Origin of the sequence: Thiocapsa roseopersicina (assembly GCF_900106925.1) — a bacterium.
GTDB classification, from domain to species: Bacteria; Pseudomonadota; Gammaproteobacteria; order Chromatiales; family Chromatiaceae; genus Thiocapsa; species Thiocapsa roseopersicina.
In genome coordinates this window covers 247,013-265,326 of the sequence record NZ_FNNZ01000004.1, presented here as the reverse complement: position 1 = coordinate 265,326, position 18,314 = coordinate 247,013, and the positions used below count along the sequence as shown (strand labels likewise).

The window sequence follows — 18,314 nt, the reverse complement described above, 5'->3', positions numbered from 1 at the left end:
TGTTGTTCAAGCACCCCGAGGGAGGCCCACCGCTCTCCCTCATACAAGTTGACGATTTAAGAGGAAAAACCCATCAGGGAAGGTGGCCGTACTCAGGGTCTGATCCTGTCAAGGGCACCTCCCCATCCGCTTGTCGGGGCGCCCGAACCGTATCCCGTAAAACGAAATCCGAGCCGATCGCGCCCCGACAACCGGACGGGGCCCCTCCCTTGACAGGATCAGACACCATCCGCTGAGGGGGAGACGACCCGAACAGAGGGTTGCCGAAGCTCAAGGAGACACGCCATGACGCGCAACATCGACGACTACCCGGACGCCTTGTGGTTGGACGCGGGGCAGGGGGCGACGCGCTGGGACATCGGCGAGGACTACCCGGTCCACTTCTGCAAGGAATGCGGCGACGAGGTGACGCCGGAGGACGGATGCGAGAGCTGCGGGACCGGGCTCTACGCGGAGGACAGCGACGAGGAGTAGCACGTCCGACGAAGGCCCCGGAAACGGGGCTTTCGCCTCTTCGATCCCCGATCCGCCGCGGCAAACCCTGGTCGGCTCGGGCGAACCCGAGCCGACGCCCGATGCCCGATGCCCTAGAGCATTCTAAGGACCGTCACGAACACAAACGAGATCAGCACGATCGCAGCGAAAAACAGCACCACCGCGAGCAGTAGCCGGAACAGCCCCTTGTACCGACTCAGGTCGATCTCGGGCCCTGGACCGAGATCCGATCCGAAAACGGGTCCGGATCGGGGGCCGGGAAAACGAGAACGAATCGGAACACGTTCTGCTTTTCGCGCCAACTCCCGATCCCGCTCGTCCCGCGCTTTCCAATACCAATCCCGATCTTCAAGACCCATACGCGACTCCACGGCGTACCCTGCCGTCGCGATGCGACACACTCATCCTGATGGCGACCATGTCCGAAATTCCTCCTGGTGGTATCCATGAACCCGCATAGTCTCGCACCGAGGCGTGTTTCGAAAAGCCTCGCGTTGCAACCACCACGACCGCTGCGATCAAGCGCTCGGTTGCGGTTGTCTCATCACCCGTTTGACCTCGACAATCCAATTCATCGGCACGACCCGAGCGAATGGCCTATGGCAATCACGATTCATCGGAAACTCGCCTCTATCGTCGAGGAGATCGATCGCACAGAGTTCGCGGAGCTTGTCCGCCTGTCGGTCCTGAAGAAGTGGTTCGAAAGGCCCGGACGCCTGACCGCCTTCGCTCTGTGGATCGCCGAGCAGGCGGCGACCGGGGAAGCACCGGCATCCGAGCCGGAAGCCGCTTTATTGGCGCAAGCGCGCGCACTGCTCGAGGAGATCCAGGCGCGCGGCGATCTGAACGCACGGGCGATGTGGGAACTTCACGGACGCCTCGAAGCCTTCCAACCCGACTATAGGAGCCTGAGCTGGGGCCGGGTTCGCTTGGTCAACTCGCACGCGCTGATGCTGATCGAAGATGCGCTCACGATCTGCCTCAGGCATCCGGACGACCCTCGCTTGGGCTACAAGCTCGCGGCCGACTACTGCGGTCACTACGATGCGAGGTACGGCAGAAACCTGAATGGCCCGTCGCGTGACCGCGTCCAGGAGATTGTGGAGTTCGTCGCCCGACGGGAAGCGGATGAAAACGCTTTCCCGCATGCGACATCAATGCTCGGCGCGGGGTTCAGGGTCTGGTCTTGACTCTTGCCAAGACCAGACCCTGTTCCTTCCTAATGGGTATTTCTGAGCGGTAGCAGTCGTGCCATTCGAGCCTGGTCCGTTTTTTCACGTTTTTCGCGTCGCCGCCGTCTTCCTTTCTCGTCCTTAGTTTCCAAGCGGAGCTTGGTAACTCGGTTCGAGAAGCTCTGCTTTCCTGGTTCATCTGTAGCCAGGCTCGGTCCTCCGCGGGCTGTGGCCCACGAACAGGGTCGATTGGAGGCGGTTCAGTAGCCAGTCATACCCCTGCCGCCGCCTCGATCCAATTCTCCAAGGTAAGTCCGGGAACCCGCCCGAAATCGTCGGCATTATTGGTCACGAGAATCAGCCCTTCCGCCAGAGCATGGGCCGCGATCTTCGTGTCCATGCAGCCGATCGGCACGCCCCTGCGGCGCAGGTCGGCAGCGACCGCGCCGTAACGGTCGGCAGCCCGACTGCCCCAGTCGATGACTGGAGCCTCCGCGATGAAGGCATCGATCAGTGCGTGCCGCTTGGCGGCATCGCTCGGCAGCAAGGCTTGTCCGTAGCGCAGTTCGGCGCGGGTGATGGCGGAGATCGCGACCGCGTTCGCCATCAAGGCCGCCCGCATCCGCCGATCAAGCGATGGATAGCGCTTTTTGAGGAAATAGCTCGAGATGTCCGTATCGATGAGGTAACGGATCATGTCGACCAGTCTTCCAGCGGGTTGCGTGGCACCTCGACCGGATTCGACCGTTCCGACAGAAAATCTGCGGGCAGGGGCGCCTCGTCCAGCAGGATGAACAGCGATTGCAGCCCGTCGGAATCGGGGCCAGGGGCCTTGGGGGTCAGGATGATCTCGCCGGTTGTCTCATCCTTGCGGATCCATACCTCGGCCGCGGCGAGCTCGAACCCCGGAGGAAGCTGCACTGTCTGTCGGTGTTTTGTGGAGCGGATCTTGGCGGTTGCAATCATGGGTGGTGTCCTTCCGGGGTGTGGTGAGCCATAGCCTTTGGATTACACCTCCGGCTGGAATTCTCCGGCGCGCTCTATCACGTGACGGCGCGCGGTAACGAGCGGCGCAGCATCATTCTCGGCGACGCCGATGGCGACCGGGCGGCGTTTCTCGGCATCCTGGAACAGACCTGCGAGCGATTCAACTGGATTTGTCATGCCTACTGCCTGATCGCACGCTTGAGGTCTTGTTATCCACCATCTTCAATCTCCACCGCCTTCATTGTTTCAGCAGGACGGAACCGTTCGAGCCAAAATTTACTGGAAGTGTGCCGCGCGCGGCGCCCACGATGTCTTCACCGTCAAAGACAACCAGCCGAACCTGCAGGCCGATCTTCGCCTGTTCTTCGAGGAGGGGCGCAATCAACCCGACTTCCGCGAGCCGCCCACCCTGGGCCATGGTCGCATCGAGAAGCGTGCGATCTGGACCACCCCCGTCCTCAACGACTACCTGGATTTTCCCGGTGGTGGATACAGAGCAGCCTTGAAGCCATGATCGAGCACTGCCGCGTGATTCCGGTGAAGGCGTCAACTGAAACATCCCCACTCCGAGTATCCTTGACCCAGACACCCAAGGACCGCTCTGTAAAATTAATCTGGGGAGTTGGCACATGACCCTCTCGGTTGGGATGTTGGAAGCCCGGGGGAACCTTGGGGAACCCGGAGGGAATCCTTCTCCGGTCATCTCGATCCGCGATCTGGCCTTCCGATGGCGACGCGGGGCGCCGGTCGTGCTTGCCATCGACCACCTTGAGATCGCGCGCGGCGAGCGTGTCTTCATCGAGGGACCGAGCGGCAGCGGCAAGACAACGCTGCTGAGTCTTCTAGCCGGTGTGGTCAAGGCCGAGCAGGGGAGCCTGCGGATTCTCGGGCAGCCACTGGAGTGCATGGGTGCAGTCCGGCGCGATCACTTCCGGGCCGACCATGTCGGCTACGTCTTTCAGATGTTCAACCTGATCCCTTACCTGTCGCTGGTCGAGAACGTGACCTTGCCTTGCCGCTTCTCGCGCCTGCGTCGGGTGCGCGTGCTCGCGCGCGCCGGCTGCGGCGGCCGCTCTGCGCGGTGTTTGGATGAGGAGGCGCTACGCTTGCTCGACCATCTCGATATGGCCGAGGCCGCGCGTTCGAAGCGGTCCGTCACCGAGCTCTCGGTCGGGCAGCAGCAGCGTGTCGCTGCGGCGCGCGCGCTCATGGGCTCGCCCGAGATCCTGATCGCCGACGAGCCGACGTCTGCGCTCGATTCGGATCGCCGCGAAGCCTTTATTAAACTGCTGTTTCGGGAGTGTGCCGAGACGCGGATGAGTTTGATCTTCGTGAGTCACGATGCGGCGCTCGAGCCCTTGTTCGATCGCACCGTGCGTCTCGCCGAGATCAATCGCGCCCTTGGCTCGAAGCCGCTCGGCGACTGAGCCGATTCCGGCCTCGGGCCGGGCGAACTCTGGTTGCTCCCCGCCTAAAGCCTGAAGCCCATCACCAAGCCGGCCGTAAAGGATGCTGCACTGGTGAGGTTGCCGCCGATGAAGTCGAAAAAGGCGCCTCCATTGACCGTGAGCCACTCGACCCAGCCGTCGTAGTGGATCTCCAAGCCGGACCAGTTCACGTCCAGAATGCCGGCATACTGCAAGGCAAAGACCCCGAGCAGGATGAGGCCGACGACGAGCAGCACCAGCTTGAAGGCCATCTTCAGCGCAAACCCGAGCGCCAGCCCGACCATGAAGGAGAACCCGAGCTTCAGGAAGAAGGTTTCGTTGAAGAGTCCGGCGGCCTCCACCGGTGCGGTGTCTACTGCGAGATGATCCATCGGGTCTGTCGGCAACGAGGCGGAAGGAAGGAGGTCGGGTCGGAGCGCGTCGGCGAGGCGCAAGTGCAGCACGGCAGATGTGTCGAAACCGTCCGAGATCATTTTCGTTGTCGTTGTCGTATCGATAGTCGATTACGACAACGAAAATGATCTCGGACGGTCTCGGAATCTCTGCACTGCTCCGCTAGTGTATACCGAGCACACGCGGATGTTTCGTCGCATTGCACGCCCCGCACATGCGGACCGTATTCGCCTTGCCGGCCTCGATGCGGAAGGCGTGTGCGCTCCGGTCGACCTTCGCGCACAATGACCGCTGTTCACCGTTGCATGGAGCTCGACGTGACTACAAGCGCCCTCACACCCGGCCTGATGCTTGTCCACGGCAACCGCCCGGAAGATCTGCGCGATCTTCTGGTGGAATGGATGGCGCGCTACCCGCTGGCCCCGCTCGAAAACGAGATCATTCTTGCGCAAAGCAACGGTATCGCGCAGTGGCTGAAGCTTGCCCTCGCCGCCGATGCCGATCCGGGCTCGGGTGAGTTTGCCGCCGGCGAGCGGGGCGTGGGGATCGCCGCGGCACTCGAGATCTCGCTGCCGGCGCGCTTTCTCTGGCGTGTCTACCGGGCGGTGCTCGGTAGCGATGCGGTTCCGGAGATCTCGCCCTTCGACAAGTCCCGCCTGGTCTGGCGCCTGATGCGCCTCCTGCCCGAGCTGTTGGCTCGGCCCGAATACATGCCGCTGCGGCGCTTCCTGCAGAATGATGCCGACCTGCGCAAACGCTTTCAGCTCGCCGAGCGTCTGGCCGATCTCTACGACCAGTATCAGGTCTATCGCGCCGACTGGCTCGACGCCTGGGGCAACGGCGAGGACGTGCTGATCGAGGCGCGCGGAACTCGCGTCCCCTTGCCGGACGAGCAGCGCTGGCAGTCGGGACTCTGGCGTGCCCTGTTGGCGGATGTGCAGGAAGACGGCGATGTCCGAAGGCAGGGTGCCGGAATCGGTCGCGCCGGCGTCCACGAGGCATTCCTGCGCCGTGTGTCCGACTGGCCGGAAGACGCGCACCCGCGCGGCCTGCCGCGTCGGGTCATGGTCTTCGGGATCTCCAGTTTGCCGCGTCAGTCCCTGGAGGTGCTGGCCGGGATGGCGCGCTGGACGCAGGTTCTCATGTGCGTGCACAACCCCTGCGAGCATTACTGGGCCGACATCGTCGCCGACAAGGATCTGCTGCGCGCCGAGCGCACCCGTCAGCGGCGCCGCGACGGCATGCCGGCGGCTCTGTCCGAGGAGGGGATGCACCTGCACGCCCACCCGCTGCTCGCGGCTTGGGGCAAACAAGGCCGCGACTTCATCGGCCTGCTCGACGAACATGACGACGAGGCGGCTCGGGCCGGCTATCTCGTGCGGTTCAATGCGATCGGCCAGCGGATCGATCTGTTCGACGCCTCGCAAGAGGCCGACTCGATGCTTGAGCAGCTCCAGGACGACATCCGCGATCTGCGCCCGCTCAAAGAGACACTCACGCATTGGCCGGAGGTCCCTTCGACGGGCGATGTCTCCATCCGCTTTCATATCGCCCACAGCCCCCAGCGCGAGGTCGAGATCCTGCACGACGTCTTGCTCGCAGCCTTCAATGCAGACAGGACCCTGACACCCCGCGACATCATCGTCATGGTGCCGGACATCGATACCTACGCGCCGCACATCCAGGCGGTGTTCGGTCTGATCGATCGCGATGACCCGCGCTACATCCCCTACAGCGTCGCGGATCAAGGCCAACGGGCGACCCAGCCCTTGATCGCGGCCCTGGAGAAGTTACTCGACCTGCCCCGGTCACGCCTTGCGGTCAGCGATGTGCTCGATCTGCTCGAAGCCCCGGCACTGCGCCGTCGCTTCGGCATCGCCGAGACGGACCTCCCGCGACTGCATCGCTGGATCCGCGGCGCCAACATCCGCTGGGGCCTGCACGCCGAGCAGCGCGCGAGCCTCGATCTGCCGACTCAGGCCGACGCACAGGCCCAGCACACCTGGCTGTTCGGTCTGCGCCGGATGCTGCTCGGCTATGCGGTTGGTGCCCCCGGCGAGAAGGGAGCATGGCAGGGGATCGAGTCGTTCGATGAGATCGGCGGTCTGGATGCGGCCCTGCTCGGTCCGCTCGTGCAGCTGGTCGAGCGTCTGGAGTCGACCTGGCGGACCCTGTGCGAGCCCGCGACCGTCGCTGACTGGTGCAGGCGTCTGCGCGCCCTGATGGCGGATTTCTTCGATGCCGCAGACAACGGCGAAGCCTTCACCCTCATGCAGCTCGACACCGCCCTGCAAGGATGGCAAGAGGCGTGCGAGGAGGCCGCGCTTGCCGAGGAGCTGCCCCTGTCGGTCGTCGGTGAATACTGGCTGTCGCAGCTCGACGACGGCGGTCTGTCGCAACGCTTCTTCGCCGGCGCCGTCACCTTCGCGACCCTGATGCCGATGCGGGCCATCCCCTTTCGCCGGGTCTGCCTGCTCGGTATGAACGACGGCGATTACCCGCGTACCCGCATCCCGATGGACTTCGACCTCATGGGTCGAGACTACCGACCCGGCGACCGCTCGCGGCGCGAGGACGACCGCTATCTCTTTCTGGAGGCCCTACTCTCGGCGCGGGACCATCTGCACATCTCCTGGGTCGGCCGCAGCATTACCGACAACGGCGTGCGACCGCCTTCGGTGCTGGTCGCCCAGCTGCGCGATCATCTTGCCGCCGGTTGGCGGATGGCGCTCGATACGGCGATATCGGATGAGACACGCGCGATCGATGCGGGTCAGGCACTCTTGAGCGCACTCACCGTGGAGCATCCGCTCCAGCCCTTCAGCCCCGACTATTTCCCGGCTGATCCGATGACGGCCCCGCTCTTCACCTATGCTCGCGAATGGCGCCCCTTTGATGCGGCGCGGCCTGATCTCCCGGATGCCACGTCGCAACCGCCGGCGTCTGTGCTGCCGCCGCTGCCCCGCGACGAGCCACTCGCGCTCCGCGATCTCGTCGACTTCCTCAAGTCCCCGGTCAAGGCATTTTTCCGCCAGCGGCTCGGCGTTGTCTTCGAGTCCGACGATCCGGCGAGCGCGGATCAGGAGCCCTTCGTCCTCGACGGGCTCGGCCGGTGGCAGCTTCAAGACGAGCTGATTCGGGTGCAGGAACAGGCCTTGGCTCACGGCGAGCCGATCGCCGCGGCGCGCGAGGCCCGGCTCGACCGGGTACGCCGTCGCGGCGATCTCGCACCGGGTGCCTTCGGCGAGGCCGTCGCAGTGGATCTGGTCGCGCCGATGGACGATCTCTTCGGGCGCTACCAAACCGCCCTTGACCGCTGGCCGCACCCTCTCGAGGACGAAGAAGAAATCCGGTTTCAAGCCGATCTCCCGGAGCCCGTGCCCGAGCTGGCGGACTGGATCGGCGGCATCCGCACCGATGCGGAGGGCCGTCGAGGACGTGTGCTCATCGAGGCGAGCGACCTGACGAAGAACAACCACTACCGCGGCGAGAAGCTCATCCGTCATTGGGCCGCGCATCTGGCCCTGCATCTGGCCGGAGGACCCCTCACCACGCTGGTCCTCAGCAAGGCCGGCGATGTCGAGCTCAAGCCACTGCCGGTCGAGCATGCGAAGGCGCACCTGACCGCCCTGTTGGCGGCCTGGCAGGTCGGCCTGTGCCGTCCGCTCCCGCTGGCCGCGAAGACCGCGCTCGAATGGCTCAAGGCCGGCGATGCGTCGAAGGCCCGCACGATCTACGAGGGAAGCTATATGCAAACGGGCGAGGTCGAGACCGATCCCTATCTCGCACGCGCCTATCCGGACTTCGACGCACTCTGCGCGAGCGGTGAATTCGCCGAGCTGGCCGAGAGCCTGCTGCGCCCGCTCTACACCGCGATGCATGCCGACAACAAGAAGACGCCGGACCGGCCCGCCGCACCGCAAGCGACCGGAGCCGCCGCATGAGTCCCGCAAACGGCCGAACAACAACGACGGCGATGTCCGATCAGGCGGAGATCGCAGCGGTCGCTGGTCGGGCTGAAGCCCGATCCACAGGCTCTGCTTCACTGGATCCGCTGCGCTTCCCGCTCTGCGGCAGCCGACTGATCGAGGCCAGTGCCGGCACCGGCAAGACCTTTACCATCGCGACACTCTATGTCCGCCTGGTGCTCGGTCACGGCGTACCGAACGACGCGCCCCAAGCTGCACAGGACACCGCGCCCCGCGCCTTCACCCCGCCCGAGATCCTGGTCGTCACCTTCACCGATGCCGCCACCCGCGAGCTGCGCGACCGCATCCGCGCGCGTCTTGCCGATGCCGCGACCGCCTTCCGCGCCGAGCCGGATGGGATCGCAGCACGCCCTCCCGGCGAGGATCCGCTTCACGACCTGCGCGCCGAATACCCTCCCGAGCACTGGCCGGCCTGTGCGCGCAAGCTGCAGTTGGCCGCCGAATGGATGGACGAGGCCGCGGTCTCGACCATCCACGGCTGGTGCAATCGGATGCTGCGCGAGCACGCCTTCGACAGCGACAGCCATTTCACCCAGACCCTGGAGACCGATCAGAGCGAGCTGCTCTCCGAGGTGGTGCGCGACTATTGGCGGACCTTCATGATCCCGCTCGACGCCGAGTCGGCTGCCGAGGTGCGTCAGTGGTGGTCCGGTCCGGAGGCGCTGCAGGGGTCCATCCGGGCACTCGTCGAGCATGCCGATCGACTCGATGCCGCGGCGGAGCCGGCCGTCGCACTCGAGGCTGTCCGCAAGGAGAAGGCGGGTCGTCTCGCCGCGCTTAAGGCCCCTTGGGCGACCTGGGCGGACGAGCTTCAGGCGCTCTTCGATGATGCCGTCGCCAACAAGCGCGTTAAAGGACAATTGCTGCGAAGGGATCGCTACAACAAATGGCTGAACGACTTACGAGACTGGGCCGCCGACCCCGCCGCCGAGGCGCTTGATCTGGGGAGAGGCTGGGAGCGTCTCACGCCCGCGGGTCTGTCTGATGCCTGGAAGGAGGGCGATCATCCTCCATCCCATCCCGCACCGCAGGCGATCGCCGACCTCAAAGCCGAGCTGGCCGACCTGCCCACCCCACGATCCGCCCTCCTGCGCCACGCGGCGCGCTGGGTCGCGGACCGCTTCGCCGCCGAGCAGACCCGCCGCGCCCAGATGGGCTTCAACGACCTGCTGACCCGGCTCGATGCCGCCCTGCAGGGTGAGAACGGCGAGCGCTTGGCCGAGATCATCCGCCGCCAGTTCCCCGTCGCCCTGATCGACGAGTTCCAGGACACCGACCCGGTGCAGTACCGCATCTTCGATGCCGTTTACCGGGTCGCGGCGAACGACCCCGCGACCGCGCTCATCCTCATCGGCGACCCCAAGCAGGCGATCTATGCCTTCCGCGGCGCGGACATCCACACCTATCTCGCCGCCCGCCGAGACTGCGCGGGCCGTCTCTATACCCTGAAGCGCAACTACCGCTCCACGCCCGAGGTGGTCGCCGCGACCAACCGCTGCTTCGAGGCGGCTGAGAACCGCGAGACCGGGGCCGGCGCATTCCTCTTCCGCAGCGGCAACGACAACGATACTATTGCAGGGACCGGGACCGACAATCCGGTGCCCTTCATCGCGGCGGACGCGAAGGGGCGCAAGGACGCGCTGCAGGTCGATGGCAAGGCCCCCCCGGCGCTCATCGCTTGTTGGCTGCCGCCGAACGCGCCGGGCAAGGCGCTGAGCAAGGACGCCTATCGCACGCGGATCGCCGAGGTGTGCGCCGCGGAGATGGTGAGTCTGCTCAATCTCGGGCAGACCGGATGCGCGGCCTTCGTCGGCGAAGGTGCACCCAAGCCCCTGCGTCCGGCCGATCTGGCCGTGCTCGTCAACACGCGTTCCGAGGCGTCGATCATCCGCCGCGCCTTGGCGCAACGCGGGGTGCGCAGCGTCTATCTTTCCGACCAGGATTCCGTCTACCAAAGCCCGCAGGCCGGCGAGCTGCAACATTGGCTGGCCGCCTGTGCCGAGCCCGACGACGCGGGCCTGCTGCGCGCCGCGCTGGCCACCGCGACACTCGGCCTGAGCTGGTCCGAGCTCGATCGTCTCAATCACGACGAGCTCGCCTGGGAGTCGCGCGTGCTTCAGTTTCGCGCCTATCGCGATATCTGGCGCCGGCAAGGCGTGCTGCCGATGCTGCGGCGCCTGCTCAACGACTTCGGCGTCCCCGCGCGGTTGCTCGCGTCTGATTCGGGCTCGGGGTCGGGCTTCGACGGCGAGCGTATCCTCACCGATCTGCTCCATCTCGCCGAGCTGCTCCAACAGGCCAGCGTCCTGCTCGACGGAGAGCATGCGCTGATCCGCCATCTCGCAGAGCAGTGCCGGGATGCGGACCGCGGCGCGAGCGGCGACGTCCGCCAGATCCGTTTGGAGAGCGACGCCGATCTGGTGCAGGTGGTGACGGTGCATAAATCCAAGGGACTCGAGTACCCCTTGGTTTTTCTGCCGTTCGCTGCCGATCATCGACAGACCAAGAAGGATGACCTTCCGCTCAAATGGCACGATGCGGATGGCCGGCTGCAGCTCGGCCTCCGTGCCGATGACGAGGTCCTGGAGCGGGCCGATCGCGAGCGTCTCGGCGAGGATCTGCGCAAGCTCTATGTCGCCCTAACCCGCGCCCGGCATGCCACCTGGGTCGGTCTCGCGCCGCTGGCCGGACTGGAAGGCGGCGCCTTCGGGTATCTCTTGGGCGGAGGCGCCGTGATCGCCCCCGACGGTCTGGAGCAGGCGCTCGAGGATCTGCGCGGCGACTGTGTGTCCATCGACGTGGTGGGGGCGCCCGAGCCTTCGCCGGAATCCCCGCCCGATGCCGTGAGAGACCGCTTCCTCCCGGCCGGTCCGCCGCGCCGTCTCGGGCCGGCACGCACCTCGGTCCCCGTCGTGCGCGAGCCCTGGTGGATCGCCAGCTATTCGGCCCTGCGCACCGTCGCCGGCGACGACCCTGCCCGGTCCGTGATACCCGCCGATACGCCTGTCCATACGCCCGCCGATACGCCGACAGAGGATCGATTTCGGGAGATGCAGGCCGCGCAGACGGCCGGGCCGGGCACCGAGCTGCCCCCTTCGATGTCGAGCAAGGACGCAAGCGATCGACCGCCCGCAGCAGGATCCATCCACGCCTTCCCGCGTGGGCCGGAGGCGGGCACCTTCCTCCACGATCTGCTCGAATGGGCCGCGAACCCGAGTTTCGCCGAGGCCGCCGCCGATCCGGTGCGGCTGCGCGACACCATCGCCCGACGCTGTCAGGTGCGCGGCTGGTCCCAATGGATCGATCCGCTTACGGCCTGGATGCAGTCCTTCCTGACAACGCCGTTGCCCGTGCCCGCGATGGGCGCGCTTCCGGCCGCGGCCTTCAGCCTCGTCGACCTGACCGGCGCCGTCCCCGAGATGGAGTTCTGGATCGCCGCCCACCGTGCCGACACCCGCGAGATCGACCGCCTGGTCTGCACCTACACCCTCGACCGTGCACCCCGCCCGGCGCTCCAAACCAATATTCTCAACGGCATGCTCAAGGGCTTCATGGACCTGGTGTTCGAGCATGAGGGCCGATACTACGTGGCCGACTACAAGTCCAACTGGCTCGGCCCGGACGCCGCCGCCTACACCGCGGAGGCCATGCGCGCCGAGATCCTGCACGCGCGCTACGAGCTCCAATACGTCCTCTATCTCTTCGCCCTGCATCGGCTTCTCAAGGTGCGTTTGCCGGACTACGACTACGACCGCCACGTCGGCGGCGCCGTCTATCTCTTCCTGCGCGGTATCGAGTCGCCGAGCCGGGGACTGCATGCCGAGCGCCCGCCGCGCGAGCTGATCGAGGCGTTGGATCGCTGCTTTGCGCGCAAGGCGGAGGAGGGAAGCGCATGAGTACCGATCGGACGATGCGAGCGGCAAAGGCCGACGGGCCGCACATGGACACACTCCTCGCCCGCTGGGCCGAGCGCGACTGGCTGCGCGCGCTCGATGTGGCCTTCGCCGATTTTCTCCGCCGCGAGGTGCCGGACGCGTCCCCTTTGCTGATCCTCGCCGCGGCGCTCGCCAGCCACCAGCTCGGTCGCGGCCACGCCTGTCTCGATCTGGCGGCCACGCTGAAGGATCCGACCTTCGCCCTGTCCTTGCCCCCCGAGGGCGCCGACACTGCGCCGACGGACACCCCGCCGCACCCCGCCGAGGTACTGGAGGGTCTGACCCTGCGCGACTGGCAGGCGGCGCTCGCCCATCCCGATCTGGTCGGCAGCGGTGTCGGCGACACGCCGCTGGTCCTGGTCGGTCCGCGACTCTATCTCCGGCGTTACTGGCGCTACGAGCAGGCCGTGCGCGCCGGTATCGATGACCGTTCGGCGCGCTCGCAAGCCCTGCAAACCGCCCTGCCGATCGCGCCCATGCGCGCGCTGCTCGAGCGTCTCTTCCCGCCCGATCGGACACCCGGCCAAACGGTCGACTGGCAGAAGCTCGCCTGTGCGCTCGCCGCCCGCAGCGCCTTCAGCATCATCACCGGCGGTCCAGGCACGGGGAAGACCACGACCGTCGTGCGCCTCCTGGCCCTGCTGCAAGCCCTGGCGCTTGTCGAGCCGCCGCCCGGCCAGCAGGCGCGCCCCCTGCGCATCCGTCTCGCGGCACCCACCGGCAAGGCCGCGGCCCGTCTGAACGAATCCATCGCCGCCGCGGTCGCCAGCCTGCCGCTTGCCGACCTGGCGAACGGCGAGACCGTGCGCGCCGCCATCCCCGTCACCGTGAGCACGCTCCACCGTCTGCTCGGCAGTCGCCCGGACACCCGCCGTCTGCGCCACCATGCCGGTAATCCGCTGGCGCTCGATGTGCTGGTCATCGACGAGGCATCCATGGTCGATCTGGAGATGATGGCCTCCGTCCTCGACGCCCTGCCGGCGAACGCGCGGCTCATCCTGCTCGGCGACAAGGATCAGCTCGCATCGGTCGAGGCGGGTGCGGTGCTCGGGGAACTGTGCGGTCGTGCCCGTGAAGGCCACTACACCCCGAGCACCCGCGACTGGCTGGAGCGCGCGAGCGGCGAGCAGATCCTGGCCGACCTCGTCGATCCCGACGGCACCAAGCTGGATCAGTCCATTGTCATGCTGCGCCACAGTCACCGCTTCTCGGCCGACAGCGGCATCGGCCAGCTCGCCGAGGCGGTCAACGCAGGCGATCCGGTCAAGGTCCGCGACATCTGGACAGGCGGTTATCCCGACCTCGCCTTGGTCGCGCTCAGCAGCACCGAGGATGCGACCTTCCGGTCACTGGTCATCGAGGGCGCGGCGATCGCGCCGGCCGATCCGCGGCGCGGCGATGGAGCACGGCAGGCGCAGACCGATGCGCACCCGCCTCGACACGGCTACCGCCACTACCTCGACACCCTGCGAGAAGGTCAACCGGCCCGCGACGCCGACGCATCCGCCTACGATGCCTGGGCGCGCGACGTCCTGCAGGCCCACGGCCGCTTTCAATGTCTTTGCGCCCTGCGGCGTGGACCCTGGGGTGTGGAGGGCCTGAACCAGCGTATCGCCGGCTTGCTGCACGACGCCGATCTCATCCCGGCCAACAGCGGCTGGTATCTCGGGCGCCCCGTCCTGATCACCCGCAACGACTACGGCCTGGGGCTCATGAACGGCGACATCGGCATCACCTTGGTCCGCCCCGCACCCGGCGATCGGGACTGGACGCTCCGCGTCGCCTTCCCCGCCGGCGACGGCCAAGAAGGCATCAAATGGATCCTCCCCAGCCGCCTCCAGGCGGTCGAGACCGTCTACGCACTCACCGTCCACAAATCTCAAGGCTCCGAGTTCAGCCACGCCGCGTTGATCTTGCCCGAGACCCTGAGCCCCATCCTCACCCGCGAGCTGCTCTACACCGGCATTACCCGCGCACGCGCCCACCTCACCTTGGTGCAGCCGGGCGGGGATCAGGTTTTGGAGCAAGCGGTGCAGCGACGAGTGTTGCGGGCCAGCGGGTTGATGGATGAAGGACAAAGAGTCTCGTGACATCCGCTCCGCGGTGTCACCCATGCCCCCGGCGCTGCGCGCTCCGCGCCGCGTGCCGCTTTGGCCGAAATTGTGAACGAGGCCGAGCTTCAGCAGCTCAGCATCCCGATGGAGTCATGTGGATCAGGGCAGCTCGAAGGCGTCCGGCTGGTCGTCGAGTCCTGCGCGGCCGAATAGGTCAGGTCCAAGCTCGGACTGTACCGGGCCGAGGCAGGGTAGGTTTGCGATACGTTTGCCGTTCTTGAGGACTGCCACTCCGGACTTTTCGCCCCAGCCCTTGCCGATGGCCGTGTAGACGGTATAGGCGTAGGGGGCCTTGCTGAACTGCATGAAGGCTCCGCCGCCCCCCGAGAAACCCCAGGTCCCGGCTTGAACTACATGGCGCGGATGCGAACGGGCGGCCGGGAACACCAACTCGGGAGCCCCGACGGGACCGAATCGGTATTCAACCCAGCCGCCCCGCGCCGAGAGATCGGGCGATGCGCACACGGAGACCGTCTTCTTCCCGGTGTCGCAGGAAAAGACCACCAATTCACCCGACGAGCAGTGGCTATTCGTCGCATCCGCCAACCCGGGTTGCGCCGCCAGGGTGCCGATCAACAGACTCGCGAAGGCCGCACGGATGCCGCGACAGTGTGTAAATCGCGCTCCTTGTCGATCGAGTCCCGAATCCGTACGACGGCCTCCCGGTTTTGAAACCGGCGATTCTCCGTCGCCCCGGGATCGATAACGGAGAGACCCCGGTGCCGCTAATCGCCGTCGGTCATCCGCGGAACATCCATGACCCGTCGAGTCAAGCAAGGGCAGCTTCGCGTTTGTAGACATTGGTGAATTCCCCACTGCGTTGGGAGACAAGAACTGCTGCTTCGGTGCCGAATCCGAATGTAACCGTTTAACCCCCTCGATTTGGCATCCCGATTGCCGATCATTGACCTACGCAAGACGGCTCCTGTAGCCTGACAGCATCAGCCGACAACACCTTGCGGTAACGGGCCGCAGCCACTCCACCCGGTATGGACCTCAGCGATTAAGAACCGCGACAGCTCGACGAGGCTTACCGCGACGGCCTCACGCCCGAGCAGGCACGTACGTTGTTGGGCCGCGCCCTGGCGGATCTGAAGGCGGCGCGCGAGCGGCTCAATCAGAAGGAAGCTCCCGACAACAGGAACCAAAACCGGAGACATTCCCATGGGCAGACGCGGCGAGCACACCAAAGACGAGCTGACGACGATGGCGCTCGATGCGGCTGTCGCCTTGCTGGAGGAGGAGGGGCCGGAGCGGTTGACGACCCGTGCGGTCGCCGGGCGGATCGGCTACACGGTGGGCAGCCTTTATTTCGTCTTTCAGAACCGCGAGGACCTGATCCTGCAGGTCAACGAGCGGACCCTCGACGAGCTGCGCGAGCACATCAGCGCAGCGCTTGCCGAGGTCTCCGAGCCGCGCGCATCCCTCTTGGCGATGGGGCGGGCCTATCTGGCGTTCGCGTCGGCGCACCCGACGCGCTGGCGTTTGATCTTCGAGCACACCCGCGCGGCCGGCAGTGATCTGCCCGAACCGCTCGTGCGCAAGATCGAGGCGTTCTTCCTCCAGGTTGCGGAGTCAATCGCGGCCTTGAACCCGCGAGCGAGCCCGGCCGCGGTGCGCCGCTCGGCCCAGTCGCTGTGGGGCGGGGTCCACGGGATCACCGTTCTGGCCTTGACCGGCAAGCTCGCGATCGGCGGCGACGCCCCGGCGGAGGTCTTGACGACCGAGCTGATCGGGCGTTACCTGGACGGGATGGTTCAAGGCGCCGCGAATCCTGTCGAGGCGGATTGCTTCGACAGGCCCGGATGAGAGATGCGCGCTGACTCAGTCGATGATGTCGGTAATCTTCCAGTCAGTGCCCTGCAGCGTCATCCGCACATGGGTCGGCGAGCGGCCCAAGTCACCGATTCGGATCAAGAATCGGTTGTAGGACTCGAAAAACGCAAAGTCGATCCCGCCGAGCAGGTAGGGCGGACTCTGGCCGGTGGCTCGCGTGACGGCACCGCGCAGGGTGTCGCGCACCCAAGTCAGGGTAATGGCCTGCTCAAGTGCGGAGTCGCCGAGGCGGTCGACGTTTTGGCGGATCCAATTCATGACGCTTTCCGGATCTCCCGACGGGAAGATGCCGTCGACGCCCGCGGTAACCCGCGCCTTGTAATTGGCACGGATCGCCGGCAGGTCCACCATGGTGGCAAGCTGAGCCGTACCCTCTTGATTGATCGCCTCGTCGAGACGGAAGACCGTGAAATAGGGCCAGATGCCGTAGCCGATCAGCGCGAACAGGATCAGATATCCAAAGAGTCGCATGGTCTTCGGGTCTCAGGTGATGAAACGGACCGTGAATTCTACCCGCAAGCCTCTGCCCGGTATAATCCCGAGACCGGACAGACCGCAGAGAAGAGGCTCTCCATGCCGATCGCGATCCCCGCTCCAGACTTCCCCCGCGCCCGGTCGGCCCTTGGGTCCGGTGCCGATGCGTTCTTGCGCGTCGGACCCTCGCCGTGAGTGCAACCGACGGTCTGCGTATCTATCTGGTCGGCGGCGCCGTGCGCGACCGTTTGCTCGGGCGCGCGGTCGGCGAGCGCGATTTCGTCGTGGTCGGCGCGACACCCGATGAGCTTCTCTCCCGCGGTTTTCAGCAGGTCGGCAAGGACTTCCCCGTCTTTCTGCATCCACAGACCAAGGACGAGTACGCCTTGGCGCGCACCGAGCGCAAGACCGCGCCCGGCTATCACGGCTTCGCGGTGCACGCGGACCCGGACATCACGCTCGAGGAGGACCTGCAGCGCCGGGATCTCACCATCAACGCACTCGCCGAGGATCCGTCCGGTGTCCTGATCGATCCCTACGGAGGGCTTGCGGACCTCCAGGCGCGCGTCTTGCGGCATGTCTCTCCGGCCTTCGCGGAAGACCCGGTCCGGATCCTGCGTCTCGCCCGCTTCGCGGCCCGCTTCGACGACCTCGGCTTCCGTGTCGCGCCCGAGACCATGGCTCTGATGCGCGAGATGGTCGCGGCCGGCGAGGTCGATGCCTTGGTCCCCGAGCGGGTCTGGCAGGAGCTGGCGCGCGCGCTCTGCGAGGACCGTCCCTCGCGGTTCTTCGAGGTGCTGCGCGACTGCGGCGCACTGGTCCGGCTGCTCCCCGAGGTCGATCGCCTCTGGGGCGTGCCCCAACCGGAGAAGTGGCATCCGGAGGTCGATACGGGCGTCCACGTTATGCTGGTCGTCGACATGGCCTCGCGGCTGTCCCCGGATCTGGGCGTGCGTTTCGCCGCACTCTGTCACGACCTCGGCAAGGGCACCACGCCGACCGAGATCCTTCCGAGTCATCGGGGTCACGAGGAACGCAGCGTCGAACTGCTCGAGGCTATCTGCGAGCGTCTGCGCGTTCCCGTTCGCTTTCGCGAGCTCGCCCGCATCACGGCGCGCTACCACGGCCTCGTCCACAAGGTCGACGAGCTGCGCGCGACGACCATCCTCGATCTCCTGGAAGGCGCCGACGCCTTCCGTCGGCCGGAGCGCTTCCACCGGATGCTGACCGCCTGCGAGGCCGATTATCGGGGCCGCACCGGCTACGCCGACCGCGACTATCCGCAGGGCGAGACCCTGCGTCGGTTGCAGGCCGCCGTCGCGGCCGTGGACGTCGGCGCCGTCGCCCGCGCCGCACGCGAGCCGCGACTCATCCCGGAGCACATCCGCGCTGCGCGCGTCGGCGCCCTGAAGACGGCCATGCGCAACCCGCCCGAAACGCCTGCGGGCTCTCCAGACGGGTAGGGCGCAGC

15 protein-coding genes are annotated in these 18,314 nt (G+C 66.2%); 8 read left to right on the top strand and 7 right to left on the bottom strand.

The features are described 5' to 3' along the window. Positions 1-285 precede the first annotated feature (285 nt). Together BLV04_RS07100 and BLV04_RS07090 are read left to right on the top strand one after the other, a co-directional pair. On the top strand, positions 286-474 hold the full coding sequence (locus BLV04_RS07100; RefSeq protein ID WP_093029462.1) for a hypothetical protein: 189 nt from the start codon (positions 286-288) through the stop codon (positions 472-474). A 620-nt stretch (positions 475-1,094) separates the two neighbouring features. Then, positions 1,095-1,685, top strand: coding sequence for a hypothetical protein (locus BLV04_RS07090; protein WP_093029458.1), 591 nt, complete (start codon positions 1,095-1,097; stop codon positions 1,683-1,685). Positions 1,686-1,938: 253 nt separating this feature from the next. Here the strand turns inward: BLV04_RS07090 and BLV04_RS07085 are convergent, their stop codons facing one another. The 4 genes from BLV04_RS07085 to BLV04_RS25245 all read right to left on the bottom strand — a co-directional run bounded on the left by BLV04_RS07085 (position 1,939) and on the right by BLV04_RS25245 (position 3,213). Continuing rightward, positions 1,939-2,364, bottom strand: coding sequence for a type II toxin-antitoxin system VapC family toxin (locus BLV04_RS07085; protein WP_093029456.1), 426 nt, complete (start codon positions 2,362-2,364; stop codon positions 1,939-1,941). After that, entirely contained in the window at positions 2,361-2,633 is a 273-nt protein-coding gene (locus BLV04_RS07080) for an antitoxin (protein ID WP_093029454.1), read from the bottom strand. Before BLV04_RS07080 ends, BLV04_RS07085 begins: the two co-directional genes overlap by 4 nt. Before the next feature lie 42 nt (positions 2,634-2,675). Continuing rightward, on the bottom strand, positions 2,676-2,831 hold the full coding sequence (locus BLV04_RS24840) for a hypothetical protein (protein ID WP_175534521.1): 156 nt from the start codon (positions 2,829-2,831) through the stop codon (positions 2,676-2,678). Positions 2,832-2,892: 61 nt separating this feature from the next. Then, positions 2,893-3,213 (bottom strand): hypothetical protein, encoded by a 321-nt coding sequence (locus BLV04_RS25245; protein ID WP_217633666.1) that lies wholly within the window; start codon positions 3,211-3,213, stop codon positions 2,893-2,895. Between the two features lie 88 nt (positions 3,214-3,301). On the opposite strand from BLV04_RS25245, the gene BLV04_RS07070 reads away from it, so the two are divergent. Next, positions 3,302-4,081 (top strand): ABC transporter ATP-binding protein, encoded by a 780-nt coding sequence (locus BLV04_RS07070; RefSeq protein ID WP_175534527.1) that lies wholly within the window; start codon positions 3,302-3,304, stop codon positions 4,079-4,081. A gap of 44 nt (positions 4,082-4,125) precedes the next feature. On the opposite strand, the gene BLV04_RS07065 is transcribed toward BLV04_RS07070, so the two are convergent. Continuing rightward, positions 4,126-4,473, bottom strand: coding sequence for an FUN14 domain-containing protein (locus tag BLV04_RS07065; RefSeq protein ID WP_093029508.1), 348 nt, complete (start codon positions 4,471-4,473; stop codon positions 4,126-4,128). 327 nt (positions 4,474-4,800) lie between these two features. On the opposite strand from BLV04_RS07065, the gene recC reads away from it, so the two are divergent. The 3 genes from recC to recD are packed head-to-tail and all read left to right on the top strand — an operon-like array spanning position 4,801 to position 14,509. Next, positions 4,801-8,439, top strand: coding sequence for an exodeoxyribonuclease V subunit gamma (gene recC / locus BLV04_RS07060; RefSeq protein WP_093029451.1), 3,639 nt, complete (start codon positions 4,801-4,803; stop codon positions 8,437-8,439). Positions 8,440-8,471: 32 nt separating this feature from the next. Continuing rightward, entirely contained in the window at positions 8,472-12,380 is a 3,909-nt protein-coding gene (gene recB / locus BLV04_RS07055) for an exodeoxyribonuclease V subunit beta (RefSeq protein ID WP_245731778.1), read from the top strand. After that, positions 12,377-14,509, top strand: a complete 2,133-nt coding sequence (gene recD, locus BLV04_RS07050) for an exodeoxyribonuclease V subunit alpha (protein ID WP_093029447.1) — start codon at positions 12,377-12,379, stop codon at positions 14,507-14,509. Before recB ends, recD begins: the two co-directional genes overlap by 4 nt. A 123-nt stretch (positions 14,510-14,632) precedes the next feature. Here recD and BLV04_RS07045 read toward each other — a convergent pair whose 3' ends face one another. Beyond that, entirely contained in the window at positions 14,633-15,109 is a 477-nt protein-coding gene (locus BLV04_RS07045) for a hypothetical protein (protein WP_217633665.1), read from the bottom strand. Positions 15,110-15,697: 588 nt separating this feature from the next. Here BLV04_RS07045 and BLV04_RS07040 point away from each other — a divergent pair. Further along, positions 15,698-16,342, top strand: a complete 645-nt coding sequence (locus BLV04_RS07040; protein ID WP_093029445.1) for a TetR/AcrR family transcriptional regulator — start codon at positions 15,698-15,700, stop codon at positions 16,340-16,342. Between the two features lie 15 nt (positions 16,343-16,357). Here the strand turns inward: BLV04_RS07040 and BLV04_RS07035 are convergent, their stop codons facing one another. Beyond that, positions 16,358-16,840 carry a DUF2939 domain-containing protein gene (locus BLV04_RS07035; RefSeq protein WP_093029443.1) on the bottom strand — a complete coding sequence of 161 codons (483 nt, stop codon included), beginning with the start codon at positions 16,838-16,840 and terminating at the stop codon, positions 16,358-16,360. A gap of 194 nt (positions 16,841-17,034) precedes the next feature. On the opposite strand from BLV04_RS07035, the gene BLV04_RS07030 reads away from it, so the two are divergent. Then, positions 17,035-18,306 carry a multifunctional CCA addition/repair protein gene (locus BLV04_RS07030; protein ID WP_093029441.1) on the top strand — a complete coding sequence of 424 codons (1,272 nt, stop codon included), beginning with the start codon at positions 17,035-17,037 and terminating at the stop codon, positions 18,304-18,306. Positions 18,307-18,314 lie beyond the last annotated feature (8 nt).